Source organism: Nocardioides sp. Arc9.136, from assembly GCF_030506255.1.
Classification (GTDB): Bacteria; Actinomycetota; Actinomycetes; order Propionibacteriales; family Nocardioidaceae; genus Nocardioides.
In genome coordinates, this window is the sequence record NZ_CP113431.1 from 1,022,383 (window position 1) to 1,047,828 (window position 25,446).

A 25,446-nucleotide genomic window follows, 5' to 3' on the forward strand; every position below is an offset into this window, starting at 1 on the left:
CGCAGTGCGGCGTCCCCGACCGCTCGGGGACGCCGCACGGCCGCCGACCACTGCGCCGACAACCGCGCCGACTACTGGGCCGAGCGCACCCGCAGGCCGGTGATCGGGACGGTCGTGGTGCCGGAGGGGTCGGTGAAGAAGTCGTTGCCCTGGTCGTCGACGACGATGAACGCGGGGAAGTCCTCGACCTCGATCCGCCAGACGGCCTCCATGCCCAGCTCGGGGTACTCGATGACCTCCTGGGACCTGATGCAGTCCTGGGCGAGGCGGGCGGCGGGGCCGCCGATCGAGCCGAGGTAGAAGCCCCCGTGCGCGTGGCAGGCCTCGGTGACCGCCTTGGAGCGGTTGCCCTTGGCGAGCATCACCATCGAGCCGCCGGCGGCCTGGAACTGCTCGACGTAGGAGTCCATGCGACCGGCCGTGGTCGGGCCGAAGGACCCTGACGCCATGCCCTCGGGGGTCTTGGCCGGGCCGGCGTAGTACACCGGGTGGTCCTTGAGGTACTGCGGCATGTCCTCGCCGGCGTCGAGGCGCTCCTTGATCTTGGCGTGCGCGATGTCCCGCGCCACGACCAGCGGACCGGTGAGGGACAGCCGCGTCTTGACCGGGTGCCGACGCAGCTCGGCGAGGATCTGGTCCATCGGCAGGGTGAGGTCGATCGGCACGACCTCGCCGCCGGCGATGTCCTCGGCGACCCCGGCGTCGGGCATGTACTGCGCGGGGTCGGTCTCGAGCTGCTCGAGGAAGACGCCGTCGGGGGTGATCTTGCCCAGCGCCTGCCGGTCGGCCGAGCAGGAGACGGCGATCGCGACGGGGCAGGACGCGCCGTGGCGGGGGAGCCGGACGACGCGGACGTCGTGGCAGAAGTACTTGCCGCCGAACTGCGCGCCGATCCCGAAGGACTGGGTCAGCTCGAAGACCTGCTGCTCCAGCTCGAGGTCGCGGAAGCCGTGGGCACTCAGCGAGCCCTCGGTCGGGAGGTCGTCGAGGTAGTGCGCGGAGGCGTACTTGGCGGTCTTGAGCGCGTACTCCGCGCTGGTGCCGCCGATCACGACCGCCAGGTGGTACGGCGGGCAGGCGGCCGTGCCGAGCGAGCGGATCTTCTCGTCGAGGAACTGCAGCATCCGCTGCGGGTTGAGGACCGCCTTGGTCTCCTGGAACAGGAACGACTTGTTGGCCGACCCGCCGCCCTTGGCCATGAACAGGAACTTGTACTCCGGCTTCCCGCTCGTCTGGGGGGTGGAGTAGATCTCGACCTGCGCCGGCAGGTTCGAGCCGGTGTTCTTCTCCTCGTACGTCGTGAGCGGCGCGAGCTGGGAGTAGCGCAGGTTCAGCTGGGTGTAGGCGTCGTACACGCCCTGGCTGACCGCCTCGCCGTCGTCGATGCCGGTGAGGACGCCCTCGGACTTCTTGCCCATGACGATGGCGGTGCCGGTGTCCTGGCACATCGGCAGCACGCCGCCGGCGGAGATGTTGACGTTCTTGAGCAGGTCGAGCGCGACGAAGCGGTCGTTGCCCGAGGCCTCGGGGTCGTCGATGATCCGCCGCAGCTGCGCGAGGTGCGCCGGCCGCAGGTAGTGGCTGATGTCGTGCATCGCCTCGCGGGTCAGCAGCCGGATCGCCTCGGGGGAGACCTTGAGGAACGTCTGCCCGTCGGCCTCGAAGGTGGAGACGCCCTCGGTGGTCAGCAGCCGGTACGGCGTGCGGTCCGGGCCGAGGGGCAGCAGGTCGGAGTAGCGGAACTCGGGAGCGCTCGACACAGGTCGGCAGGGTACGCCGCTCCGGGCGGGCGCGGAGCACCGGCCGGCGCTCTAGGCTGGGCCCATGGACGGCACCCCGGAGCAGCGTCCCGTCTCGGGCCGGGAGCCCGTGACCGACCCCTCGCAGCTGCGCGTCTCCGACGCCGACCGGCACCGCACCGCGGAGGTCCTGCGCGAGGCGGCGGGCGAGGGCCGGCTCGACATGGACGAGCTCGGCGAGCGGCTGGAGGCGGCGTACGCCGCCAAGACCTACGCCGACCTCGCCCCGCTCGTCATGGACCTGCCCGGTGGCGACCCCGCCACCCCGGCCGTCCCGCACGCGGCGCGGCCGCCCGCGGCGCCGGGCCCGCCCGGCGTCCCGGTGGCCGGTCAGCGGTTCGACACCTCGGTGGCGATCATGGGCGGGTGCGACCGCAAGGGCGTCTGGCAGGTCGGGCCGACGCACCAGGCCTACGCCGTCATGGGCGGGGTCCTCATCGACCTGCGTGAGGCGGTGTTCACCAGCCGGGAGACCGTGATCACCTGCGGCGCGTTCTGGTCGGGCATCGACATCGTCGTCAACGAGCGCACCCAGGTCGTCGTCGAGGGCATCGGCATCATGGGCGCCTTCGAGCAGGCCCGCGACAAGGTCGAGGCCCGCCTCGACGCCGACTCGCCGGTGGTCCGGGTCAAGGGGGTCGCGCTGATGGCCGGCGTCACCGTCACCCGGAAGGGCCCGCCGAAGCCGCGGCGCCGCCTCGGTGGCGGCGGGCACCCACGGCTGCACTGACCAGGCTGACCAGCGGCTTACCCAGCGGCGGACCAGCGGCGGACCAGCGGCCGGGTGGGTCAGTGCGCGGTGGCGTCCTCCGCGGCGTGCTCCGCGGCCTGCGCCGCCGCGGGGTCCTCCTTCGCCGGCACCCGGCCGGCCCGCTCCAGGTCGATGGTGAGGTTGTCGCCGGTCTCGGGGTCGAAGAGGTGCATCTGGCGTGAGTCGACCCAGATCTCGGCCTCGTCGCCCTCGCTGATCCGGCTGGCGCCGTCGAGGGAGACGACGAGCTGGCTGCGCATCGTGTCGCCGTCGAGGTCGCGCTCGAGCTGGGTCAGCTGCTCCTGCACGGCACCCTCGGCCTCGAAGGGGATGTAGGCGTAGGCCTCGTTGCCCAGCCACTCCACGACGTCGATGGTGGTGGTGAAGGTGGAGCCACGGCCGCGCCGCGCGTCGTCGACCACCGAGGCGTCCTCGAAGTGCTCGGGGCGGATGCCGGCGATGAGCAGCTTGCCCTCGGGCACGAGGGCGGCCTTCTCCCGCGGCAGCTCGACGGTCCCGATCGGCAGCTCCACGGAGGTGCCGCGGACCGTAGCGGGCAGGAAGTTCATCGGCGGGGAGCCGATGAACCCGGCCACGAAGAGGTTGGCGGGGTTCGTGTAGAGCTCGCGCGGCGACGCCAGCTGCTGCAGCACGCCCCGCTTGAGCACCGCGACCCGGTCGCCGAGGGTCATCGCCTCGGTCTGGTCGTGGGTGACGTAGACGGTGGTGATGCCCAGCCGCTTCTGCAGGCGGGAGATCTCGGTGCGCATCTGCCCGCGGAGCTTGGCGTCGAGGTTCGACAGCGGCTCGTCGAAGAGGAACGCGTCGGCGTCGCGCACGATCGCCCGGCCCATCGCGACGCGCTGGCGCTGACCGCCGGACAGGTTGCCCGGCTTGCGCTCGAGGTGCTCGTCGAGCTCCAGCGTCCGGGACGCCTCACGGACCTTCTGGTCGACCTCGTCGTTCGAGGCGCCGGCCAGCCGCAGCGGGAAGGCGATGTTCTCGTAGACCGTCAGGTGGGGGTAGAGCGCGTAGTTCTGGAACACCATCGCCAGGTTCCGGTCGCGCGGGGCCAGGTCGTTGACCCGGCGGTCCCCGATCATCATGTCGCCGTCGGTGATGTCCTCGAGCCCGACGATCATCCGCAGCAGCGTCGACTTCCCGCAGCCGGACGGGCCGACGAGGATCATGAACTCCCCGTCCTGGACGTCGATCGAGACGTCGTTGACGGCCGGGAACCCGTCGCCGTACTTCTTCACGATGTGCTTCATGGTGATGGCAGCCATGGCGGGTCAACCCTTCACTGCGCCGGAGGTGAGGCCGGCGACGATCTTGCGCTGGAACAGCAGGACGATGACGACGATCGGGATGGTGGCGACGACGGCGCCGGCCGCGAGGAGCGACGCCGGACGGCTGAACGGGTCCGGCCCCACGAAGAAGGACAGGGCCGCCGGGATGGGGCGGGCGGTCTCGGTCGAGGTGAGCGAGATGCCGAAGACGAAGTCGTTCCAGGCGAAGAAGAACGTCAGGATCGCCGCGGTGAACACGCCCGGTGCGGCGAGCGGCACGATCACCTTCCGGAACGCCTGCCAGGAGGTCGCGCCGTCGACCTGGGCGGCCTGCTCCATCTCCCACGGGATCTCCCGGAAGAACGCCGAGAGGGTCCAGATCGCCAGCGGCAGCGTGAAGGACATGTAGGGGATGATCAGCCCCGGCCACGTGTCGTAGATCCCGAGCGTGCGCCACATGTCGAACAGCGGCCCCACGAGCGAGACCACCGGGAACATCGCGATCACCAGGGCCGTGGTGAGCACGAACTTCTTGCCCCGGAACTCCAGGCGCGCGATGGCGTACGCCGCGAGCGTCGCGATGACCACCGAGAGCAGGGTGGCGATCAGCGAGATCCCGATCGAGTTGAGGATCGCCCGCCGGAACTGCTCGTCCTGCAGGACGTCGCTGTAGTTCTGCCAGCCCGCGCCGCCCCCGGCCTGGGGGAGGAAGCCCTCGCTGCCGTTGGTGATCGCGGTCTGGGACTTGAAGGACAGCGAGATGATCCACGCCACCGGCAGCAGGCACCAGAGCAGGATCAGGACGAGCCCGATCGTGAGGCCGACCTTCTGCTTCATGGCGCTCATCCCTCCTGCCGGGCCGAGGACAGGTCCACGCGGAAGACCTTGACGATCAAGAACGCCACCACGAGGACCGAGAGGAACAGCAGGACCGAGAGCGCCGAGCCGATGCCGAGCTGGAACTGCTCGATGACCTGCCGGTAGGTCAGGAACGAGATCGACTCCGTGCCGTTCGCGCCGGCGGTCATCACGTAGATGTTGTCGAAGATGCGGTAGGCGTCCAGCGCGCGGAAGAGCACCGCCACCATGATCGCGGCCCGCATGTTGGGCAGGATCACCTTGTAGAGCCGCTGGAACCACGTCGCGCCGTCCACCTTGGCGGCCTCGATCATGTCCTCCGAGACCTGCGCCAGGCCGGCGAGCAGCAGCAGCGACATGAACGGCGTGGTCTTCCAGATCTCGGAGACCATGATCGCGACGATCGAGGAGCCGTACTCCCCGAACCAGTCGAAGTCGGCGCCGACGAAGGGCAGCCAGCCGTTGACGAAGCCGTTGTCGGCGGAGAACGCGAACTGCCAGGCGAAGCCCGAGACGACGGTGATGATGCCGTACGGGATGAGGATCGAGGTCCGGATCAGGCCGCGGGCGAAGATCACGCGGTGCATCACCATCGCGAAGGCGAAGCCGATCACCAGCTCGACCGCGACCGTGACGACCATGACCATCACGGTGTTGGCGGTGTCGCGCCAGAAGAGGCTGTCGGTCAGGGCCGTCACGTAGTTCTGCAGCCCGACGAAGCTGCGCTCGTCGGGGTCGGTGAGGCTGTAGTCGAACAGCGAGAGGTAGAGCGCCCGGATCATCGGGAACGCCGTGACCACCAGCATCAGCACGATGGCCGGGGCCACGAGCTTGCGACCGAGGGCGTTCTCGGCCTTCGCCCGGTCCGAGTCCGGGGTCTTCGGCGTGGAGCGCGGCTTCTTCGCCGTGGCGGTCTGCACCGTCGAGGTGGTCACAGCAGGGCCTTCCCGTCGAGGACGGCACGGAGGAACTCGGCCGACTCCTGGGGCGTGGAGTCGGGGTCGACCCCCGTCGGGGAGTGCCAGACCGACTGCAGGGCGCTCGAGATCTGGCTGTAGTAGGCGCTCTTGGGGCGCGGGCCACCGGTGTCGACGCTCTCGCGGTAGAGCGTGAGCAGGTCCGGAGGGTAGGCCTCCTGCAGCTCGGGGGAGTCGTAGACCGATCCGCGCGAGGGCATCAGGCCGTCGGTGACCGCGAGCTGGCCCTGCGCCTCCGGGGAGGTCACGCACACCGCGGCCTCCTGGGCCAGGTCGAGCTCCTCGGTGTAGGCGCCGACGCCGATGTTGATCCCGCCGACCGGGGGCCGGGACTCCTCGCCCTCGACGGTCTGCGGGTAGCGGGCCCAGCCGAGGTCGCGGAACTGCTCCTCGTCGGCCGGGCCGCCGGGCTGGCCGACCGCTCCCTCGTAGTTCTTGTAGACGAAGGTCCAGTTCGTCATGAACTCACCGGGACCCTCGTACATCGCGCCGAGGCTGCTGCCCTCGTTGGAGGTCGACAGGCCCGGCTGGGTCGCGCCGGAGTCGACCAGCTGCTGGATCACGGCCGCGGCAGCGCGACCGGCGTCGGAGTCGATGGTCACCTTCGCGTCCCGGCCCGCCTCGGTGTCCTCGACGATCGAGCCGCCGGCGCCCTGGACGAGGGAGTTGATCCACACGACGTACGCCTCGTAGCGGTCGGCCTGCACGCCCACCGTGGCGCCCTCGTCGGCGGCCGCCGTGATGACCTGCTCCCAGGTCACCGGCTGCTCCATGTCCAGGCCCGCGGCCTCGGCGAGGGACTTGCGGTACCAGAGGACCTGGGTGTTGGCCCACTGCGGGGCGGCGACGACGTCGCCCTCCCACTCGACGGTCTCGGCCGCGCCCGCGAGCACGTCCTCGTCGACCACCTGGTCGGCCAGGTCGCCCTCGAACGGCGCCAGCCAGCCGGCGTTCGCGAACTCCGGGACGAAGACCGGGTCGAGGCTCATCAGGTTCGTCGAGGAGTCCTTGGCCGCGAGCCGGCGCGCCAGCTGCGTGCGCTGGTCGGTGGCGCTGGTGGGAAGCAGCTGGATCTCGATGTCGTACTCGTCGGTGCTGCACGCCTCCGCGATCGCGGTGAGGGTCTCCTGGCCGTCGGGGTTGATGTACCAGTTGAACGTCGTCCGGCCGCCGTCGTCGCCGGAGCACGCACTGAGCAGGCCCGCCGTGCAGACCAGCGTCGCGAGACCGGCGAGCGCACGTCGGCGGCGCGGTCCGGGGGGATCGAATCGGTGCATGGGCGCCTCGCTCGGGATGTGGTCCACATCACTTGCCCGTTCCTGCTGGTCGTCACACCTGCGTCCGGGAGGAATCCCGGTGCGCCCCGTGCGGGCCCCAGCGGGACGGGACCGGCCCGGGGCACTACTGTGTGCCGCGTCACTTCACTACGGATCGTCCGGCACGTACCTGCCGGTGAAGGAGATTGAGGAGAACATGGCAACAGTGACGTTCGAAGGCGCCCAGCGCTGGTACCCCGGCGCCGACCGCGCCGCCGTCCCGGGCATCGACCTGGAGATCAAGGACGGCGAGTTCATGGTGCTCGTCGGCCCGTCCGGCTGCGGCAAGTCCACCACCCTGCGCATGCTCGCGGGGCTGGAGGAGGTCAACGCCGGCAAGATCTTCATCGGGGACCGCGAGATCACCCACACCCCGCCGAAGGACCGGGACATCGCGATGGTGTTCCAGAACTACGCGCTCTACCCGCACATGAGCGTGGCCGACAACATGGGCTTCGCCCTGAAGATGGCCAAGGTCCCCACCGAGGAGCGGCGCAAGCGGGTCGAGGAGGCCGCCCGGATCCTCGGGCTGACCGAGTACCTCGACCGCAAGCCCAAGGCGCTCTCCGGCGGCCAGCGCCAGCGCGTGGCTATGGGTCGCGCGATCGTGCGCAGTCCGCAGGTCTTCTGCATGGACGAGCCGCTGTCGAACCTCGACGCCAAGATGCGCGTCCAGACCCGCACCGACATCGCCAAGCTCCAGGCCGACCTCGGCGTCACCACCGTCTACGTCACCCACGACCAGGTCGAGGCCATGACGATGGGCGACCGGGTCGCGGTGATGAAGGAGGGCGTCCTCCAGCAGGTCGACAGCCCGCTGCGCCTCTACGACAAGCCGGTCAACCTGTTCGTTGCGGGGTTCATCGGCTCCCCGCAGATGAACCTCATCGAGGCGACGGCCGTCGACGGCCGGGCCCAGATCGGCGAGTACCTCGTGCCGGTCGACCCGACGGCCGCCAAGGTCATGCAGGGCCGGATCACCGTCGGCGTCCGTCCGGAGGCGTGGCGCGTGGTCTCCGCCGAGCAGGGCGGCCTGCCCGTGCGGGTCACGGTCGTGGAGGAGCTCGGCTCCGACGCGTTCGTCTACGGCACCAGCGACGTGGAGGGCACGCCGGCGAACATCATCGTCCGCGTCTCCGGCCGCGACAAGGTGCACAAGGGGGAGACGATCCACGTCACCACCGACCCCGAGAACGTGCACGTTTTCGACACCGACACCGGTGAGCGCCTCTCCGACTGAGCCACCAGCGTGCGACGAGACCCCCGGCCGCCGGCCGGGGGTCTCGTCGCGCCAGGGCGAGGCCGTCGGGCGTCAGGCGCTCGCGCGGTCGGCGGTGCGCCGGATCGCCGCGGCGAACGTCTCGTGGAGCGCAGGGGGCATGTCGTGCCCCATCCCGTCGATGAGCAGCAGCTCGGCGCCGGGCACGGCCGCGGCCGTGGCGCGGCCGCCGGAGACGTGCACCATCCGGTCGGCGAGCCCGTGGACCACCGTGGTGGGGACCCGCACGCTGCGCAGCCGGGCGCTGCGGTTGGGCTGGGTGAGGATGGCCATCATCTGCCGCATGGTGCCGGCGGCGCTGATGCCGCGGTCCCAGGTCTCCTCGGCCCGCCTGCGCGTCTCCTCCTCGGGCTCGGGGTAGCCCGGCGAGCCGATCAGCCGCCACATCTGCCGGCTGGCACGGACGTAGGCCTCCCGCGACGCGCGCTTGTTGCCCACCAGCGCCGGCAGCAGGTTCGGGTGCTGCCAGCCGACCGTCCGCTTGCCGGTCGTCGACATGATGCTGGTCATCGAGAGCACCCGGCGCGGTTCCGCGATCGCCATGGTCTGCACGACCATCCCGCCCATCGACACCCCGGCCACGTGCGCCGCGTCGATGCCGAGGTGGTCCAGGAGCCCGAAGGCGTCGGCCGCGAGGTCGGCCATCGTGTACGGCGCGCGCACGCGCCGGCCCGTGAAGGCGCGCACGAGCGCCGCCCGGGTGACCCGCCCCTCCATCCGCGAGGAGCGGCCGACGTCGCGGTTGTCGTACCGGACGACGTAGAAGCCGCGCGCGGCCAGCAGTCGGCAGAAGTCCTCGTTCCACCAGGTCATCGGTCCGCCGAGCCCCATGACCAGCAGCAACGGGTCGTCGTCGGGGTCGCCGAAGGTCTGGTAGCACAGCTCGACGTCCGGGCGGACCGGTGCGAAGAGCTCGGGGGAGACGGCCACCTCGGGAACGTCGGAGGATCTGGCAGACATGCCTGTCAGTGAACCAGAGGACCTGTGGACACCGGTCGTCCGGTTTGGCGGGTGAGCCAGGTCACTTGTGGGTAACGTCGGCACGTGAGCCAGCCGACACTGGGGGCCTTCCTGCTCCCCGAGGGATTCGCGCCCCCGCCCCTCGTCGCCCTCCTGCGCGAGGGCAGCCTCGTGAGCGAGGCCGGCCGCTACGCGCTGCGCAGCCGCACCGAGCGGCGTGCCCGCCGCGCCACGCCGTACGTCGGTCGCGTCCCGGCGCGCCTGGCCGACCCCGTGCTGCTCGTGCCCGGCTTCCTCGCCGGCGACACGTCGCTGTCGTTCATGGGCCGGGCGCTGCGCACGCAGGGCTACCGGACCTACCGCTCGAACATCCGGGCCAACATCGGCTGCACCCTCGACGCCGCCGGCCAGCTCGAGGCGCGGCTGGAGTCGATAGCCGCCCGCCGGGGCTCACGGGTGCAGGTCGTGGGCCACAGCCTCGGCGGGATGCTCGCCCGCGGGGTCGCCGCCCGCCGCCCCGACCTGGTCTCCAGCGTCGTCACCATGGGCAGCCCGGTCATGGCGCCCGGCGCGCACCACGGCGTGCTCACCCGCAGCGTGGACCTGCTGGTCCGGCTGAGCCGCGCCGGCCTGCCGGGGCTGATGTCGGAGGACTGCGTCGCGGGCGACTGCGCGCGGCAGTCGTTCGAGGAGAGCCGGATGCCGCTGGCCGAGCACGTCGCCTTCACCTCGATCTACTCCAAGCGCGACGGCATCGTCGACTGGCGTGCCTGCATCGACCCGCTGGCCCAGCCGATCGAGGTGACGGCCTCGCACATTGGCCTGGCCGTCGACCCGCGGGTCATCGACCACGTGGCCTCGGTGCTGCGCCGGCGGACCGTCGAGTCAGCGGTCGAAGTCGATCGCGGAGTAAGCGCGTAGCTTCTCCAGGCGGTGCTCGCTGGTGATCGAGCGGATCGTGCCGCTGCGCGAGCGCATGACCAGCGAGTGCGTCGTCGCGCCGCCGGAGCGGTAGCGGACGCCGCGGAGCAGCTCGCCGTCGGTGATGCCGGTGGCGACGAAGAAGCAGTCGTCGCCGGTGACCAGCTCGTCGGTGGTGAGCACGGCGTCGAGGTCCAGCCCGGCGTCGACGGCGCGCTGCCGCTCGGCGTCGTCGGTCGGCCAGAGCTTGCCCTGGATGGTGCCGCCGAGGCACTTCATCGCGCAGGCGGTGATGATCCCCTCCGGGGTGCCGCCGACGCCGAGGAGCAGGTCGATGCCCGTGTCCGGGCGGGCGGCCATGATCGCGCCGGCGACGTCGCCGTCGCTGATGAACTTGATCCGCGCGCCGGTCGCCCGGATCTCCTCGACCAGCTCGGCGTGCCGGGGGCGGTCGAGCACGACGACCGTGACGTCGCTGGCGCTGCTGCCCTTGGCCTTGGCCACCGCGTGGACGTTGTCGGCGACCGACTGCCGGATGTCGACGACCTCGGCGGCCTCCGGGCCGGCGACCAGCTTGTCCATGTAGAAGACCGACGAGGGGTCGTACATCGTGCCGCGCGGCGCCACCGCGAGCACCGAGACCGCGTTGGTCATGCCCTTGGCGGTGAGCGTCGTGCCGTCGATCGGGTCGACGGCGACGTCGCACTCGGGCCCGGTGCCGTCGCCGACCTCCTCGCCGTTGTAGAGCATGGGGGCGTTGTCCTTCTCGCCCTCGCCGATCACCACGACGCCCTGCATGCCGATCGTCGAGATCATCACGCGCATCGCGTTGACCGCGACCCCGTCGGCGCCGTTCTTGTCACCCCGGCCGACCCAGCGACCGGCCGCCATGGCGGCCGCCTCCGTCACGCGGACGAGCTCGAGGGCGAGGTTGCGGTCGGGCGACTCCGGGGCGACGTCCAGGCTCATGCCCTGAACCCTAGTGGTCTGCTCCACTTGCCGGCACCACCCGACCGGCGCCTGGGCAACGGCGCGGCCCGGGCGCCGTCCTGGTGGTGGGGACCGGGGACGGGTCGGCGGTCAGCGGGCGTAGACCGAGACCTCGGTGGCCTTCACCGCGAAGGTGACGGCCGTCCCCGGGGCGAGGTCGAGCTCCGCCGCGGCGTGGGCGGTCACGTCCGCGGCGAGGTCCCCGGCCCGCACGCGCACCTGGTCGCCGTGGGGCTCGAGGTCGGTGACCACGACGTCCAGCGCCGTCCGCGGACTGCCGCCCGGGGCGCCCCCGAACACCGAGACGGCGTTCGGGCGGAAGACCGCCACCGCCTCGTCACCCTCGGCCAGGGCCGGACCGCTGGGGGAGCCGGCCACCACCCGGCCGTCCGCGGCGCGGACCGCGCCCGCGGACCAGCGGCCCGCCACCATGTTCAGCCCGGCGACGCGCGCCGCGAACGCGCTGCGCGGCCGGGCGAGGACGTCCCGGCTCGGGCCGTCCTCGACGACCCGGCCCTGGTCGAGCACCACGACGCGGTCGGCCAGCAGCAGGGCGTCGAGCACGTCGTGGGTCACCAGCAGCGTCGTGCGGCCCTCGAGCACCCGCCTCAGGGTCTGGCGCAGCGCCGGCGTCACCGCCACGTCGAGCGCGGCCATCGGCTCGTCGAGCAGCAGCAGCCGGGGCTCGGCGGCCAGCGCGCGGGCCACCGCGACCCGTTGGGCCTGGCCGCCGCTGAGCTGTCCGGGCCGGCGGTCGGCGAGGTCGTCGACGCCGACCTCGGCCAGCCAGCCGCGGGCGCGGTCGCGGGCCGCCCGGCGACGCGCGCCGGCCGAGCGCGGGCCGAAGGCGACGTTGTCGACGGCGGAGAGGTGGGGGAACAGCAGCGGGTCCTGCGCGAGGAGCGCCGTACGTCGTGCGTGCGGCGGCACCTGCCGACGGCCGGTGAGCTCCTCCCCGTCCAGCACGACGCGACCCGCGTCGGGTCGCAAGAGGCCGGCGGCGACCGCGAGGACCGTCGACTTGCCGGCGCCGTTCGGTCCCAGCAGCGCGACGGTCTCGCCGTCGGCGACATCCAGGGCGACCTCGACGTCCCGGGCGGCCACGGTCGCGGAGAGCTCGAGCGTCACAGCAACGCCCCCGACCGGCCGGGGCGCTGCCGGGCGACGCCGATGACGACGACGGCGACGACCACCAGGACCAGCGACAGCGCGACGGCGCCGTCGACGTCGGTCTCGCGCAGCAGGTAGATCTCGGTGGGCAACGTGCGCGTCACGCCCTGCAGGCTGCCCGCGAACGTCACGGTCGCGCCGAACTCGCCGAGTGCGCGGGCGAAGGACAGCACCGCGCCGGACAGCAGGCCGGGCAGCACGAGGGGGAGGGTCACGCGCCGGAACACGGTGCTCGGGCGGGCGCCGAGGGTGGCGGCGACCACCTCGTACCGCTCCCCGGCCGTGCGCAGCGCGCCCTCCAGGCTGACCACGAGGAAGGGCAGGGCGACGAAGGTCTGCGCCATGACGACCGCCGCGGTGGAGAACGCCACCTGGATGCCCACGACCTCGAGCGACTCGCCCAGCAGGCCCCGGCGGCCGAAGGTGTAGAGCAGGGCCAGGCCCCCGACCACCGGCGGCAGCACGAGCGGGAGCAGCACGAGCGAACGGAGCAGCCCCTGGCCCGGGAACGACGTCCGGGCGAGGACGGTCGCCATCGGCACGCCGAGCAGCACGCACAGCACGGTGCTCGTCGCCGAGGTGCGCAGGCTGAGCCCGAGGGCGTCGCGGGAGGACTCCGAGGTGACCAGCTCGCCGAAGTCCGCCCAGGGCACCCGGGCCACGATCGCCACCAGCGGCAGGAGCACGAACGCCGCGCCGAGCGCCGCGGGCGCCAGGACCCAGCGCGGGACCCCCGGCGTCACGGCAGGCCGAAGCCGGCGTCGCGCAGCACGCGCCGGCCCTCGGCGCCGAGCACCAGGTCGACGAACTCACCGGCCAGGTCCGGCTCGCCGCTGTCGGCGAGGGCGGCGACGGGGTAGTCGTTGACCACCTGGTCGGCCTCGGGCACCTCGATCCCCTCCACCGCGTCGTCCGCGGCGCGGACGTCGGTGACGTACACCAGCCCCGCGTCGGCCTCGCCCGAGACCACCTTGCCGAGGACGTCGGTCACCGACTGCTCCTCGCTGACCGGCTCCAGGTCGACGCCGGCCGCCTCGGCGAGGCGCTCCGCCGCCGCCCCGCACGGGACCGCGGGCGCGCACACCACGAGCCGGACGTCGCCGCCCAGGTCGTCGAGCCCGTCGACGCCGGCGGGGTTCCCCGGCGGCACGGCGAGCTGCAGCGTGTTGGTGGCGAAGACCTCCGGGGCGTCGGCGGTGAGGTCGTCGCCGACCAGCTGGTCCATGTTCGCGGTGTCGGCGGTGGCGACGACGTCGGCCGGGGCGCCCTCCTGCACCTGCGCCACGAGGTCGGAGGAGCCACCGAAGGACAGCTGCACCTCGACGCCCTCGTGCTGCCGCTCGAAGTCGGCCGCGAGCTGCTCGAACGTGCCGGTCAGCGACGCCGCTGCGAAGACCCGCAGGACGGTCCCGCCACCTGGTCCGGCCGACGCGTCCGAGCCGCCGCCCGAGCCGCACGCCGTGAGCGCGCCGGCGCCCAGGAGGAGGGCGGCCGCGAGGGCCGGTGCGCGCCTCACGGGCGCTCCACCACGACGTTGGTGGACTTCACCGACGCGATCGCGCGGGCGCCGGGCTCGAGCCCGAGCTCGTCGGCCGCCTCGGCGCTCATCAGCGACACGACCCGGTAGGGCCCGCAGACCATCTCCACCTGCGCCATCACCCGGTCGCGCACGACCCGGGTCACGATGCCGGCCAGCCGGTTGCGCGCGCTGACCGACGAGGCGCGCGTCTGCTCCCGGTCGGGGTGGTTGGCCAGGGACTCGGCCAGCGCGGCGAGCTGGTCCCCGGCGACCACCGTGCGACCGCCCTCGGTCGTCGTGGACAGCCGGCCGGCCTCGACCCACCGCCGCAGCGTGTCGTCGCTGACCCCCAGCAGGTCGGCCGCCTCCGCGACCCGGTACGTCGTCATGGGGCGATCATGCCGCACCTGCGGCTGATCTGCGCAGGAACGACCGCACGTGCGGCACTCGCGTGGGGGAAGAGGGCGCGGGATGCCGGTCGGCGGAACGGGGCTGCGAGGATGGACCCGTGAGTGAGACGGGCAGGCCGGGCCGCTACCAGCGCACGACGAACGGCCTGATCGCCAGCATGATCGTCTCGGTCCTGTTCGTCATCGCCTTCGTCGTCTTCCGCTCGGTGTTCCGCAACGACCTCGAGGTCGAGCCGGAGCCGGTCGACTACCTCGACGCCGTCGGAGCCGTGCAGACGACCGGCCGCGACCTGGCCTACCCGTCGGAGCTGCCCGCCGGCTGGATCGCCACGAACGTCGAGGTCTCCGCCACCGGGCAGGAGCCGAGCTTCTTCCTCGCGGTGCTCACCGACGACGGCCGCTTCGTCGGCCTGCGGCAGGAGGACGACAGCCTCGAGGACCTGCTGGAGGAGCACGTCGACGAGAGCACCGACGAGCAGGAGCCCCTGGAGGTCGACGGCTCGGTCGCGCCGACCTGGGAGGCCTATGCCGACGAGGGCGGCGACACGGCGTACGCCGCGGAGCTCGGCGAGGAGACGGTCCTCGTCTACGGCTCCGCGTCCGAGGCGGACCTGCGCACCTTCGTCGAGCTGCTGACCACCGACCCGGTCGCGTCCCGGGGCTAGGCCCGGCCCCCGTCCCCGTCCTCCAGCGTGGCGTCGAGCCGCTCGCGGGCTCCGTCGAGCCAGCGCTGGCAGGCGGTCGCGAGCTGCTCGCCGCGCTCCCACAGCGCGAGCGACTCCTCCAGGGTGGTGCCGCCGGCCTCCAGCCGCCGCACCACGTCGACGAGCTCCTCGCGGGCGGCCTCGTAGGACAGGTCCTGGTCGGGCTTGCTCTCAGCCATCGGTTCCTCCGGTCGTCTCGAGGGGGTCCGCCTCGACCCCGGTGGTGGTGGCGTGGACCCGGCCGTCGGCGACCCGCACGCTGATCGATGCACCGGCCGCGAGCCCGGCGACCGAGGTGACGACGTGCCCGTCGGCGTCCTGGAGCACGGCGTACCCGCGCTCCAGCGTCGCGAGCGGCGACAGCGCCCGGGCCCGGGCCCGCTGGTGGCCGATGTCGTCGGTGGCCCGGTCGAGGCGGTGGCCGAGGGTGCGGCGGGCGCGGGCGCGCAGCTGCGCCACCTCCTCGACGCGGGCGTCGACCAGCGACCGCGGGTCGGCCAGGGCCGGTCGGGAGCGCAGGGCGTCCAGGCCGGCCTGCTCGCGGGCCAGGAACCCCGCGACGAGCGAGCGCAGCCGCTCGCGGGCGGCCGTGACGCCGCGGAGCTCGTCGACCACGTCGGGGACGACCAGCTTGGCCGCGTCGGTGGGGGTGGAGGCCCGGACGTCGGCGACGAGGTCCAGCAGCGGCTGGTCGGGCTCGTGGCCGATCGCGGAGACCACCGGCGTGCGGGCGGCCGCGACGGCGCGGACGAGCGCCTCGTCGGAGAAGGGCAGGAGGTCCTCCACCGAGCCGCCGCCGCGGGCGATGACGACGACGTCGACCTCCGGGTTGCGGTCGAGCCGGTCGAGCGCCTCCATGACCTCCGCGCACGACCGCGGGCCCTGCATCGCGGCGTACGCCACCTCGAAGCGGACGGCGGGCCAGCGGCGGCGCGCGTTCTCCAGCACGTCGCGCTCGGCGGCGCTGCCCGGCGCGGTCACCAGGCCGACGCAGCCGGGCAGGAAGGGGAGCGGGCGCTTGAGGTGGGACGCGAAGAGGCCTTCGGCGGCGAGCAGCTGGCGGCGGCGCTCGAGGCGGGCCAGCAGCTCGCCGAGCCCCACCATCCGGATCTCGCGGGCCGCAAGCGACAGGCTGCCGCGGTTGGCGTAGTACGACGGCTTGGCGTGCACGACGACGCTCGCGCCCTCGACCAGCGGCGGGTTGAGCCCGTCGAACAGCACGCGCGAGCAGGTGACCGGCACCGAGATGTCGGCGACCGCGTCGCGCAGCGTCATGAACACCGTCCCCATGCCGGGGCGGCGGTTGACCTGGGCGACCTGGCCCTCCACCCACACCGCGCCGAGCCGGTCGACCCAGCCCGCGATCGCGTTCGCGATCTGCCGCACCGGTGCCGGTGCGGCAGGGGAGGTCTCCAGGGCCATGGCCGCGAGATTAGGGGATGCCACCGACGTCTCTATCCTGGTGGCATGAGCACCGACATGGGCATGCCCCCGATCCTGTCGCCGGAGGAGGCCGAGAAGGCCGTCCTCCTCGCGGCACCGCGGGGCTACTGCGCCGGTGTCGACCGCGCGGTCGTCACCGTCGAGCAGGCCCTGGACCTGTACGGCGCGCCGGTGTACGTGCGCAAGCAGATCGTCCACAACAAGCACGTGGTGGCCGACCTCGAGCGCCGCGGGGCGATCTTCGTCGAGGAGCTCGACGAGGTGCCCAGCGGCCGGACCGTGGTCTTCTCCGCCCACGGCGTGAGCCCCGAGGTCCACCGCCAGGCCGCCGAGCGCGAGCTGAAGACGATCGACGCGACCTGCCCGCTGGTCACCAAGGTCCACCACGAGGCCAAGCGGTTCGCCGCCGAGGACTACGACATCCTGCTGATCGGCCACGAGGGCCACGAGGAGGTCGAGGGGACCGCCGGTGAGGCGCCGGAGCACATCCAGCTGGTCCAGGGCCCCGAGGACGTCGCCGGCATCGTCGTGCGCGACCCGGCCCGCGTCGCCTGGCTGTCCCAGACCACCCTCAGCGTCGACGAGACGCTCGAGACCGTCGCCGCGATCCGCGAGCGGTTCCCGCTGCTGCTGGACCCGCCGAGCGACGACATCTGCTACGCCACCCAGAACCGCCAGCTGGCCGTCAAGGAGATCGCCCTCGGCGCGGACCTCGTCATCGTGGTCGGCTCGGGCAACTCCTCGAACTCCGTCCGGCTGGTCGAGGTCGCCCTCGAGGCCGGCGCCAAGGCGTCCTACCGCGTCGACGACGCCTCGGAGATCGACGAGTCCTGGCTCGACGGCGTCCGCACCGTGAGCGTGACGTCGGGCGCGAGCGTGCCCGAGTCGCTGGTCGACGGCGTGCTGGCCTACCTCGCCGAGCGCGGGTACCCGGACGCCAAGGCGGTGCACACCGCCGAGGAGAGCCTGATCTTCGCGCTGCCCAAGGAGCTGCGCCGCGACCTCAAGGCCGCGGCCGCGCAGGCCCGCTGAGGCCGGCCACCCGGCGCGCCCGAGCCTTCCGCTCGGCCGCCCTGCGGTCGGCGGCCGTGCCGATCGCCGGCTCGGCCGCCGGCCCGACGGTCGTCGGTCCGACGGCCCCGCTGGGGCGCGGTGTCTCCTCGGTACGGGCGGGCCGAGCCGGGCGGGCCGGTCGGCGTCGCCGGAGCACCGGAGCCAGCCGGGTCGCGAGCAGCCCGACCAGCAGGAGCACCAGCGCCGCCGCCGCACCGAGGAGCCACCGCGCCCAGGACCGCTGGTCGCCGGCGTCCGTGCCGTCGGCCCCGGGAGCGGCGGCCACGCCGGGCAGGGCGGACGGGTCCAGGTCGGCCACCGGCCGGCCGGCGCCGCCGTCGCTGACGAGGGCGTCGCCGGTGAGCGTCTCCCAGCCGTCCCGGTCGGCCTGCTCGGCGAGCCGGAGCGCCAGTCCCCCCGAGTCCGGGCCCAGGTCGCCCAGGACCAGCAGCGGCAGGCCGTCGGAGTCGCCGGCCTGGAGGGCGGCGCCCGGGGCGCCGTCCGGGTCGGGCAGCAGCGCGGTCCCGGCGGCGGCTGAGTCCTCGGCGGTCGCGCCGACCAGCAGCCCGGAGCGGTCGCCGTCGAGCAGGTCGGCCGGCTCCACGAGCCCCACCTCGAGCGGGTGGGACGCGGCGCGCTGCAGGCTCGCCACGAGCAGCGCCGCGCCGGTGGCGGCGGCGGTGCGGTCCGGGCCGTCGCCGCGGAGCGCGACGGGGAGCACGCCCGCGAGCACCTGCGGGAACTGGGCGAACCCGCTCTCGGGCTCGGGGTCGAGGCGCCCGGTCAGCACGGACGCCTCCGGGTCGATGCGGACCTCCAGCGGCGGCAGGTCGCCGGCCGTGCAGCCGTCCTCGGGGACGGCGGTGAGCACCACCTGCAGCTCCGAGCCGGCGCCCAGGCGGGAGCCCGGGATGGTGGCGGCGACCCGGAACGGCCCGCCCTCGGCCAGCGGGCGGGAGTCCAGCAGGCGCCCGTCGAGGTAGGTGTCCAGCCGGGCACCGGTGCCGGCGGGCGCCGCCGAGGTGGTGCCGGTGAGGTCGACGTCGAGCCGGTCGACCGAGCCGCCGAAGGCGTCCTGCCGCAGCTCGAGGGCGGAGACGGAGCGGCCGTATCCGGTGAGGGTGGTGTCGGCGCCGGTCGCGCCGAGGTCGGTCAGGGTGCGGCGGGCGGTGCCGCCGGCGCCGGCCGCCGGCCGGGCCGGTGGTGCCTCGACGCCCACGAGGCCGACCGCCGCCCCGCGGAGCTCCTCGCCGGACCCGGTCACCGTCGCGGTCGGGAGGCCGTGGCGGACGGCGGTCGTGGTGGTCGGCGCGCCGTCGCCGGGGGAGATGCGGAGGACGCGCTGGCCGGCGCCGGTGCGGGGCAGCACCACGTCCGCCGTCGTGAGGCCGACGGGCACGTCGGCGGGGTAGCGGGCGGCCAGGGCCGCCACGGTCGCCAGCCCGGCCGCGAGCACGTCGTCGGGGGCGGCGCGCGGGACGACCACGTCGACGCGCGAGGCGGCGTCGGGCAGGAACCCGGCCGGGTCGAGGTCGACGGCCTCGGCGCCCCGGTGCAGCAGCGTCAGGTCGGCCAGCCGTACGTCGTACGGCTGGGCGGGGCGGCAGCCGCTCCGGTCGCCCTCCGGGCGGAACCGCACACCGAGCTCGACCGTGCCGTCCGGCCGGACGTCGCTGCGGCGTACCGGCACGGCGACCCGCTGCGAGGGCTTCGCGGGCACCGAGGCGGCGACGGCACCGTCGACGAGGAGCAGGACGGTGCCGCTCGCGTCGTCCCCGACCGTGAGCGCGCCGGTGACCCAGCGCGGCCGCACCCCGTCGGGCACGGGGACCAGGACCGTGGACGTCTGCTGGGCGCGGGTGTCGAGGGTGCCCACCAGGTCGGCGCGGGCGGCGGACGCGGGTGGGGCGGCGGCCAGCGGTCCGAGGGTCCCGACGGCGAGCGCCGTCGCGGCCACCGCGATGCCGTACCTGCTCCGACGCAGACCTGTTCCCACGAGCGCGCACCCCCCAGTCCTGGCTCACGGACCCGGGGAGCATCCCCGGCGCGGGCGCCGGTCAAACGCCCCGCGCGCGTCCGGTCTGGACGGGACTAGGCTCGCGGGGTGGCCCGCTTCGTCGACATCCATCCCGACAACCCGCAGCCGCGCCTGCTCCAGCAGGTCGTGGACGCGCTCCACGACGACGCGCTGATCGCCTACCCGACCGATTCCGGCTACGCCCTCGGCTGCCGGGTGGGCAACCGGGACGGCCGCGACCGGATCCTGCGGATCCGCGGGCTCGACGACCGGCACCACTTCACGCTGGTCTGCCGGGACTTCTCCCAGCTCGGCCAGCTGGTCCACGTCGACAACGCGGCGTTCCGGGCGATCCGGGCGGCGACCCCCGGCCCGTACACGTTCATCCTGCCGGGGATGCCGGAGGTCCCGCGGCGGCTGCTGCACCCGAAGAAGAAGACCGTCGGCGTGCGGATCCCCGACCACGTCTTCGTCCAGGCGCTGCTCGAGCAGCTGGGTGAGCCGCTGCTGTCCAGCACGCTGATCCTGCCCGGCGAGACCGAGGCTCGGACGATGGGCTGGGAGATCAAGGAGGAGCTCGACCACGACGTCGACGTCGTCGTCGAGTGCGGGGAGACGCCGTCGGAGCCGACGACGGTCGTGGACTGGTCCGAGGGCGAGCCGCAGGTGCTGCGCCGCGGCGCCGGCGACCCGGACCGGTTCGAGGCCTGACCCCTCAGGAGCCGAGCAGGTCGGTGTGCTGGCCCTGGCCGGCCAGCACCCGCTGGCGCACGTAGAGGCAGGCGAGGCAGAGCAGGTAGCCGACCACTAGCGCGAGGCTGTGGGTCGACAGGCCGGACACGACCGCCTGGACCGTGCCGTCGTGCGCCTCGGCGATGGTGTCGGGACCGGTGGTCCCCAGCAGCACGAAGACCCCGAGCATCAGCAGGGGCGGGGCGACGCCGACCACGAAGAAGTCGCGCGGGCGCACGCGCAGCGCGATCACCACGCACAGGGCCACGAAGCACAGGTCGAAGAGCAGCCCGAGGTCCTCGAAGAGCCAGACGTCCACGACCACCGCGGTCAGCGCGACGGCGAGCCCGAGGGCGACCACCTGGAAGGCAGGCTCACGCCCTTCCTCCCACAGCGTCCGGGAACGCTCCACGACTCCTCCTCGCCGCCGGTGCAGCGGCCACTCAGGCCACGGTAGGGCCGCGGTCGGCCTCGTCGGGGGCGCCGCGCCGGTCACCGCGGTCCACCGCCCGCAGCTCGACGGCCCGCGGGGTGGCCAGCTCCTCGTCGGTCACGGCGAGGTCCTGGAACCGCCGCGCCGCCACCAGCACCCGGGACTCCAGCGACCCGACGGCGGAGTTGTAGTGGCCGACGGCGGCGTTCAGGGACCGGCCGACCGAGTCGAGGTGACCGCCGAGCGTGCCGAGCCGGGCGTGCAGGTCGCGCCCGAGCCGGTGGATGTCGCGGGCCTGCTCGGCGAGCGCCTCGTGGCTCCACCCGTGGGCCACCGTCCGGAGGAGGGCGATGAGGGTGGTCGGCGAGGCGAGCACGACCTGGCGGCTCGCGGCGTGCTCGAGCAGCGCGCCGTCGGCGTCCAGCGCGGCCGCCAGGAACGACTCGGCGGGGACGAACAGCACGACGAACTCCGGCGTCTCGGGCAGCGAGCGCCAGTAGGCCTTGGAGCCGAGCTGCTCCACGTGGGTGCGCAGCTGGCGCGCGTGCCGGGCCAGGTGGTGGCGGCGCTCGTCCTCGTCGTCGGCCGCGCTCGCGTCGAGGTAGGCGTCGAGCGGCACCTTGGCGTCGACCACGACCCGTCGTCCGCCGACGAGGTTGACCACGAGGTCGGGCCGCAGGGCGCCGTCCTCGAGCCGCACCTGCTCGCTGAAGTCGCAGCGGTCGACCAGCCCGGCGAGCTCGACGGCCCGGCGCAGGTGCAGCTCGCCCCAGCGCCCCCGGACCTGCGGCTTGCGCAGCGCCGTGCTCAGCGACTGGGTCTCCCGCCGCAGGTCGTCGACCTGCTGGTGGAGCCGGCCGGTCCAGCCCTCGCGCTGCAGGTCGAGGTGGTGCAGCTGGTCGCTGAGCCGGTCCAGGCCCTGCATGACCTCCGCGGACTCCAGCGCACCCTCGACCACCGCGGGGCGCGAGCGCGCCCACAGCACGCCGAGCACCGCGCCCAGCGCCAGGCCCACCGCGAGCGCCAGGAAGAACGTCACCGTCTGCATGGCCGCCAGCATGGTGCCGCCCACCGACAGTGCCCTGCAGAAGGGCCGAGCGGGGAGCAGTGCCCGGCGCGGGGAGGAGCGTCAGTCGAGGTCGACGACGACCGGCGCGTGGTCCGAGGCGCCCTGGCCGGCCCGCTCCTCGCGATCGATGAACGCGCCGGTCACGCGCTCGGCGAACGGCCCGGAGCCGAGCACGAAGTCGATCCGCAGGCCGCGGTTGCGCTCGAAGCGCTGCCGGTAGTAGTCCCAGTAGGTGTAGACCTCCGGACCCGGCGCGTGCGGGCGGACCACGTCGACGTACCCGTCGTCGAGGAACCCCTGGAACGCCGCCCGCTCGCGGGGCGTCACGTGCGTCGACGTCGCGAACTGCCGGGGGTCGAAGACGTCCTCGTCGGTGGGGGCGATGTTCCAGTCGCCGACCAGTGCGGTCGGGGTGTCGCGCCACGGCTGCGCGGCGTCGCGCAGCCGGGCCAGCCAGTCGAGCTTGTAGACGTAGTGCGGGTCGTCGACCTTGCGGCCGTTGGGGACGTAGAGCGACCACACGCGCACGCCGCCGCAGGTGGCGCCGACGGCGCGCGCCTCGGACTCGGCCGGGTCGCCCCACCCCGGCTGTCCCGGGAAGCCGACCTCGACGTCCTCGAGGCCGACGCGGCTGAGCACCGCGACGCCGTTCCACTGGTTGGTGCCGGCGTAGGCGACCTCGTAGCCCATCGACTGCAGGCCCATCAGCGGCACCTGCTCCTCGCGCGCCTTGGTCTCCTGCAGGGCGAGGACGTCGACGTCGTGCCGTTCGAGGAACGCCTCGACGCGGCCGATGCGGGAGCGGAGGGAGTTGACGTTCCAGGTGGCGAGGCGCACGCCCGTCAGCCTAGGGAGGGGGTCGCGGCTACGGTCGTGCGGGTGATCGTCACCTTCGACCTGTTCAGCGCGCTCACCGACAGCCGGTCCGGCGCCGCCCTCGTGCTGGGCGGCCTCGCCGCCGAGCGGGGCTGGCCGCAGTCGGGGGAGGAGCTCTACGACCGCTGGGACGGCCACAACAAGGCGCTGCAGCGGACCGCGCGGCCGCCGCTGACCTTCCACGACCTCTCCCGCGAGGCGCTGGCGCGCGCCTGGGACGAGCTGGGCGTCGACGCGTCGTACGTCGACGGCGACCTGGCCACCCTCGAGGAGTCGGTCGCCGAGTGGCCGCTGTGGCCCGACGTCGCCGCGGGCGTGGCCGCCGTGGCGCGGGACCACCGCGTCGGCCTGCTCTCGAACGTCGACGACGCGCTCGCTCGCCGCACGCGCGCCCACGCGCTGGTCGACCCCGGGCTGGTGCTGACCTCGCAGCGGCTCGGCGCCTACAAGCCCAGCCCCGAGCTGTACGCCGCGGCGGCGGCGGCCGTGGCGCCGGAGCGGCTGGTGCACGTCGCGGCGTCGGCGCGCGACGTCCGGGGCGCTCTCGAGGCGGGCCTGGCGACGGTGCGGCTGGCCCGGCCCGGTCACGTCGTGGACGACGCAGGGCCGCGGCCGCCGGTCGAGGTGACGGACGCCGCGGCCCTGGCCGAGGCGGTCGCGGCCCTCTGAGGAGCCGTCGCCGCAGGGGTGCCTCAGGTGGTCGTGACCACCAGCGCCGCCCAGGCGACGAGCGGGGCGATGAGCACGATCGACATGCCCCACTGCATGAGCCGCTTGAAGACCAGCTCGCGGTCGGCGGCGTCGGCGTTGGCGACGACGAGCGCGCCGTTGGTGGAGAACGGGCTGCAGTCGACGACCGAGCTGGAGATCGCGAGCGCGGCGATCAGCCCGATGGCGTTGACCTGGTCGGTCAGCAGGAACGGCACGGCGAGCGGGATCAGCGCGCCGATGATGCCGGTGGTCGAGGCGAAGGCGGAGACGATCGCGGCGATCAGGCAGATGAGGAGCGCGGCCACGAGCGGCGCGCCGACCTCCGCGACCTGCTCGCCGAGCCAGTCGACCACGCCCTGGTCCTGGAGCAGGTTGACGTAGGTGACGATGCCGCCGATGAGCAGCACGGTGCCCCAGCTGATCTTCTCGACGGCGCCCTTGGCGGAGTCGGGGAAGACGAGGGTGAGGACCACCGCGATGGTCAGCGCGGTGAACCCGACGTCGAGGTCGAAGCCGAGCGCCCCCACCATCAGCGCGCCGAGGCCGAGGAGCGTCACGATGCGCTGGGCGTTCAGGGTGTGCTTCTCGGCGTCCGCCCCGTCGCCGGTGCCGTCGCCGGTGCCGTCGCCGGAGCCCGGGCCGGCGCCGCGGGCGGTGCGGCCGGCCTCGACGGCCGAGTGCGGCGTGCCGGCGGAGCGCTCGCGCATGACCGCGTGGCTGGCGGCCTCGGCCTCCGCGCCCATCGCGGCGACCGTCTCGGTCTCCTTGCCGCGCGCCAGGAGCGCGCGGCCGCCGAACGCGACGTAGGTGATCGCCGCGATGGTCGCGGCCGCGGTGAAGGTCGTGAGGAAGAGGACGAGCTGGTTGCCCGGCAGGTCGTTCTGGTCGACGACGCCGTTGGTGATGCTGCCGAAGACGCCGATGGGGGAGAAGCTGCCCGCGGTCGCGCCCTGCACGACCATCATCCCCATCATCACCGGGTTGATCCGGTAGCGCAGCGCGAAGCCCATGGCGACCGGCGCAACGATGGCCACCGCGGCCGGGCTGACCGCGCCGATGGCCGTCACCGCCGCGCAGACGAGGAACATCGCCCAGGGGACGAGCGCCACGCGGCCGCCCACCGCCCGGACCGCGGCGTGCACGATCCAGTCGACGGTGCCGTTGTTCTTCGCCAGCGCGAAGAGGTAGGTGACGCCGACGAGGATCACGAACAGGTCGCTCGGGAAGCCGGCCAGCACGCCGTCGACCTCGAGGTCGTAGACCGCCAGGCCGACGACGAACGCCGCGACCAGGGCGAGGGCGCCCATGTTGACGCCGCGCACGGTCGCCACCAGGAAGACGATCACGAGGACCGCCAGGGACACGATTTCGGTGGACACTCACTTCTCCTCGGTGTGTGACGCGCGTCATGCGCAGATCGGTCGATCATGTCAGTGGCTAGGCCACCTGACAACCGGGCCACCCGTGCCTAGACTCGCGGCATGTCCGGTGATGAGTCGCGCCGCCTCCCTCCGCTGCGGCGCGAGCGCCTCTACGAGAGCCTGGCCGCGCACATCTCGGACTTCATCGAGGCGCAGGGGCTGGTGGGCGGCGACCGGCTCCCGCCGGAGCGCCAGCTCGCCGCGGAGCTGGGGGTGAGCCGGGCGACCCTGTCGCGGGCGCTCGCCGCGCTCGAGACCCGCGGCCGGATCGAGGTGCGGCACGGCGTCGGTGCGCTCGTCCGCGAGCCCGAGCCGGTCGGCGCCCCGGCGGGTCCGGGGTGGGCCGACCGGATCGGGGAGCGTCCGCGCTCGGAGGTCCTCGTCGCCCGGGAGGCGGTCCTCGCCGGCATGGCCCGGGTGGCCGCCGGTGCCGACAGCGCGCTGCGGATGGCGATGCTGGCGCCGGACGGGCGGCAGCGCTCGTTCGACCACACCTGGCGGTGCGTCCGCCGCCTCTCCGGCGACGGGCTGCTGGCCGAGCTGGACGAGGTGCTGGCCGCCCACGCCCCCGGCCCGCCGGACTCCCCGGCCGTGCACGCCCGGCTCGACCGGCTCGCGGAGGCGGTCCTGCGCGGCGACGCCGCCGCCGCGGCCACGGCCTGCCAGGGCATCCTCGACGCCTGAGCACCCGCCCCGCCCGAGGAGCGAGGCGGGGTTGTGGTTCAGTGGTCCGGCCAGTCCGCGCCAG

At 73.6% G+C, this 25,446-nt stretch carries 26 protein-coding genes; 8 read left to right on the forward strand and 18 right to left on the reverse strand.

Annotated features, from left to right (window positions below; genetic code table 11):
• Window positions 1-71 precede the first annotated feature (71 nt).
• Window positions 72-1,760, reverse strand: a complete 1,689-nt coding sequence (locus OSR43_RS04880) for a fumarate hydratase (RefSeq protein ID WP_302269948.1) — start codon at window positions 1,758-1,760, stop codon at window positions 72-74.
• A gap of 64 nt (window positions 1,761-1,824) precedes the next feature.
• Between OSR43_RS04880 and OSR43_RS04885 the strand changes: the two genes are divergently transcribed.
• Entirely contained in the window at window positions 1,825-2,529 is a 705-nt protein-coding gene (locus OSR43_RS04885) for a DUF1707 domain-containing protein (protein ID WP_302269949.1), read from the forward strand.
• Between the two features lie 59 nt (window positions 2,530-2,588).
• On the opposite strand, the gene OSR43_RS04890 is transcribed toward OSR43_RS04885, so the two are convergent.
• From OSR43_RS04890 to OSR43_RS04905, 4 genes are read right to left on the reverse strand one after another with little or no spacing between them, the layout of a single operon-like run.
• On the reverse strand, window positions 2,589-3,836 hold the full coding sequence (locus OSR43_RS04890) for an ABC transporter ATP-binding protein (protein ID WP_302269950.1): 1,248 nt from the start codon (window positions 3,834-3,836) through the stop codon (window positions 2,589-2,591).
• 6 nt (window positions 3,837-3,842) lie between these two features.
• Window positions 3,843-4,685 (reverse strand): carbohydrate ABC transporter permease, encoded by an 843-nt coding sequence (locus tag OSR43_RS04895; RefSeq protein WP_302269951.1) that lies wholly within the window; start codon window positions 4,683-4,685, stop codon window positions 3,843-3,845.
• Window positions 4,682-5,632 carry a carbohydrate ABC transporter permease gene (locus OSR43_RS04900; protein WP_302269953.1) on the reverse strand — a complete coding sequence of 317 codons (951 nt, stop codon included), beginning with the start codon at window positions 5,630-5,632 and terminating at the stop codon, window positions 4,682-4,684. Before OSR43_RS04900 ends, OSR43_RS04895 begins: the two co-directional genes overlap by 4 nt.
• Window positions 5,629-6,951, reverse strand: coding sequence for an extracellular solute-binding protein (locus OSR43_RS04905; RefSeq protein WP_302269954.1), 1,323 nt, complete (start codon window positions 6,949-6,951; stop codon window positions 5,629-5,631). Before OSR43_RS04905 ends, OSR43_RS04900 begins: the two co-directional genes overlap by 4 nt.
• 196 nt (window positions 6,952-7,147) lie before the next feature.
• Here OSR43_RS04905 and OSR43_RS04910 point away from each other — a divergent pair, with 196 nt between their 5' ends.
• Window positions 7,148-8,230: an ABC transporter ATP-binding protein gene (locus tag OSR43_RS04910; protein WP_302271578.1), complete on the forward strand. Its 1,083-nt coding sequence runs from the start codon at window positions 7,148-7,150 to the stop codon at window positions 8,228-8,230.
• A 72-nt stretch (window positions 8,231-8,302) separates the two neighbouring features.
• Here OSR43_RS04910 and OSR43_RS04915 read toward each other — a convergent pair whose 3' ends face one another.
• Entirely contained in the window at window positions 8,303-9,229 is a 927-nt protein-coding gene (locus OSR43_RS04915; RefSeq protein ID WP_302269955.1) for an alpha/beta fold hydrolase, read from the reverse strand.
• A gap of 84 nt (window positions 9,230-9,313) precedes the next feature.
• Between OSR43_RS04915 and OSR43_RS04920 the strand changes: the two genes are divergently transcribed.
• Window positions 9,314-10,150, forward strand: a complete 837-nt coding sequence (locus tag OSR43_RS04920; RefSeq protein WP_302269956.1) for a triacylglycerol lipase — start codon at window positions 9,314-9,316, stop codon at window positions 10,148-10,150.
• On the opposite strand, the gene glpX is transcribed toward OSR43_RS04920, so the two are convergent.
• From glpX to OSR43_RS04945, 5 genes are all read right to left on the reverse strand, one after another.
• Window positions 10,115-11,119 carry a class II fructose-bisphosphatase gene (gene glpX / locus OSR43_RS04925; RefSeq protein WP_302269957.1) on the reverse strand — a complete coding sequence of 335 codons (1,005 nt, stop codon included), beginning with the start codon at window positions 11,117-11,119 and terminating at the stop codon, window positions 10,115-10,117. The genes OSR43_RS04920 and glpX overlap by 36 nt on opposite strands.
• A 111-nt stretch (window positions 11,120-11,230) precedes the next feature.
• Window positions 11,231-12,268 (reverse strand): sulfate/molybdate ABC transporter ATP-binding protein, encoded by a 1,038-nt coding sequence (locus OSR43_RS04930; RefSeq protein WP_302269958.1) that lies wholly within the window; start codon window positions 12,266-12,268, stop codon window positions 11,231-11,233.
• The gene (locus tag OSR43_RS04935; protein ID WP_302269959.1) at window positions 12,265-13,053 is read right to left on the reverse strand and encodes an ABC transporter permease; all 789 of its coding nucleotides are present in this window, start codon (window positions 13,051-13,053) and stop codon (window positions 12,265-12,267) included. The genes OSR43_RS04930 and OSR43_RS04935 overlap by 4 nt, the downstream gene beginning before the upstream one ends.
• Entirely contained in the window at window positions 13,050-13,826 is a 777-nt protein-coding gene (modA, locus tag OSR43_RS04940) for a molybdate ABC transporter substrate-binding protein (RefSeq protein ID WP_302269960.1), read from the reverse strand. Before modA ends, OSR43_RS04935 begins: the two co-directional genes overlap by 4 nt.
• Window positions 13,823-14,218 carry a molybdopterin-binding protein gene (locus tag OSR43_RS04945; protein WP_302269961.1) on the reverse strand — a complete coding sequence of 132 codons (396 nt, stop codon included), beginning with the start codon at window positions 14,216-14,218 and terminating at the stop codon, window positions 13,823-13,825. Before OSR43_RS04945 ends, modA begins: the two co-directional genes overlap by 4 nt.
• Window positions 14,219-14,337: 119 nt before the next feature.
• On the opposite strand from OSR43_RS04945, the gene OSR43_RS04950 reads away from it, so the two are divergent.
• On the forward strand, window positions 14,338-14,904 hold the full coding sequence (locus tag OSR43_RS04950; RefSeq protein WP_302269963.1) for a DUF4245 domain-containing protein: 567 nt from the start codon (window positions 14,338-14,340) through the stop codon (window positions 14,902-14,904).
• Here OSR43_RS04950 and OSR43_RS04955 read toward each other — a convergent pair.
• Both OSR43_RS04955 and xseA read right to left on the reverse strand, forming a co-directional pair.
• A complete protein-coding gene (locus tag OSR43_RS04955; protein WP_302269965.1) occupies window positions 14,901-15,122 on the reverse strand; it encodes an exodeoxyribonuclease VII small subunit in 222 nt (73 codons plus the stop codon). The two genes, OSR43_RS04950 and OSR43_RS04955, sit on opposite strands and share 4 nt — an antisense overlap.
• Window positions 15,115-16,365, reverse strand: a complete 1,251-nt coding sequence (gene xseA, locus OSR43_RS04960; RefSeq protein WP_302269966.1) for an exodeoxyribonuclease VII large subunit — start codon at window positions 16,363-16,365, stop codon at window positions 15,115-15,117. Before xseA ends, OSR43_RS04955 begins: the two co-directional genes overlap by 8 nt.
• A 45-nt stretch (window positions 16,366-16,410) precedes the next feature.
• On the opposite strand from xseA, the gene OSR43_RS04965 reads away from it, so the two are divergent.
• Window positions 16,411-17,418, forward strand: a complete 1,008-nt coding sequence (locus OSR43_RS04965) for a 4-hydroxy-3-methylbut-2-enyl diphosphate reductase (RefSeq protein ID WP_302269967.1) — start codon at window positions 16,411-16,413, stop codon at window positions 17,416-17,418.
• Here the strand turns inward: OSR43_RS04965 and OSR43_RS04970 are convergent.
• On the reverse strand, window positions 17,390-19,396 hold the full coding sequence (locus OSR43_RS04970) for a cellulose biosynthesis cyclic di-GMP-binding regulatory protein BcsB (protein WP_302269968.1): 2,007 nt from the start codon (window positions 19,394-19,396) through the stop codon (window positions 17,390-17,392). The genes OSR43_RS04965 and OSR43_RS04970 overlap by 29 nt on opposite strands.
• Window positions 19,397-19,543: 147 nt before the next feature.
• Between OSR43_RS04970 and OSR43_RS04975 the strand changes: the two genes are divergently transcribed.
• On the forward strand, window positions 19,544-20,167 hold the full coding sequence (locus tag OSR43_RS04975; RefSeq protein WP_302269970.1) for an L-threonylcarbamoyladenylate synthase: 624 nt from the start codon (window positions 19,544-19,546) through the stop codon (window positions 20,165-20,167).
• Between the two features lie 4 nt (window positions 20,168-20,171).
• Here OSR43_RS04975 and OSR43_RS04980 read toward each other — a convergent pair whose 3' ends face one another.
• The 3 genes from OSR43_RS04980 to OSR43_RS04990 form a co-directional block, all read right to left on the reverse strand.
• Entirely contained in the window at window positions 20,172-20,600 is a 429-nt protein-coding gene (locus OSR43_RS04980; RefSeq protein WP_302269971.1) for a DUF6542 domain-containing protein, read from the reverse strand.
• Between the two features lie 31 nt (window positions 20,601-20,631).
• Complete coding sequence (locus OSR43_RS04985; RefSeq protein ID WP_302269972.1) at window positions 20,632-21,669, reverse strand: DNA recombination protein RmuC; 1,038 nt, start codon at window positions 21,667-21,669, stop codon at window positions 20,632-20,634.
• An 81-nt stretch (window positions 21,670-21,750) separates the two neighbouring features.
• Window positions 21,751-22,527 carry an exodeoxyribonuclease III gene (locus OSR43_RS04990; protein ID WP_302269973.1) on the reverse strand — a complete coding sequence of 259 codons (777 nt, stop codon included), beginning with the start codon at window positions 22,525-22,527 and terminating at the stop codon, window positions 21,751-21,753.
• 42 nt (window positions 22,528-22,569) lie between these two features.
• On the opposite strand from OSR43_RS04990, the gene OSR43_RS04995 reads away from it, so the two are divergent.
• Window positions 22,570-23,235, forward strand: coding sequence for an HAD-IA family hydrolase (locus OSR43_RS04995; protein WP_302269974.1), 666 nt, complete (start codon window positions 22,570-22,572; stop codon window positions 23,233-23,235).
• A gap of 23 nt (window positions 23,236-23,258) precedes the next feature.
• Here the strand turns inward: OSR43_RS04995 and OSR43_RS05000 are convergent, their stop codons facing one another.
• A complete protein-coding gene (locus OSR43_RS05000; protein WP_302269975.1) occupies window positions 23,259-24,656 on the reverse strand; it encodes an SLC13 family permease in 1,398 nt (465 codons plus the stop codon).
• A 102-nt stretch (window positions 24,657-24,758) separates the two neighbouring features.
• Between OSR43_RS05000 and OSR43_RS05005 the strand changes: the two genes are divergently transcribed.
• Window positions 24,759-25,382, forward strand: a complete 624-nt coding sequence (locus OSR43_RS05005) for a FadR/GntR family transcriptional regulator (protein ID WP_302269976.1) — start codon at window positions 24,759-24,761, stop codon at window positions 25,380-25,382.
• The last annotated feature ends 64 nt before the right edge of the window (window positions 25,383-25,446 follow it).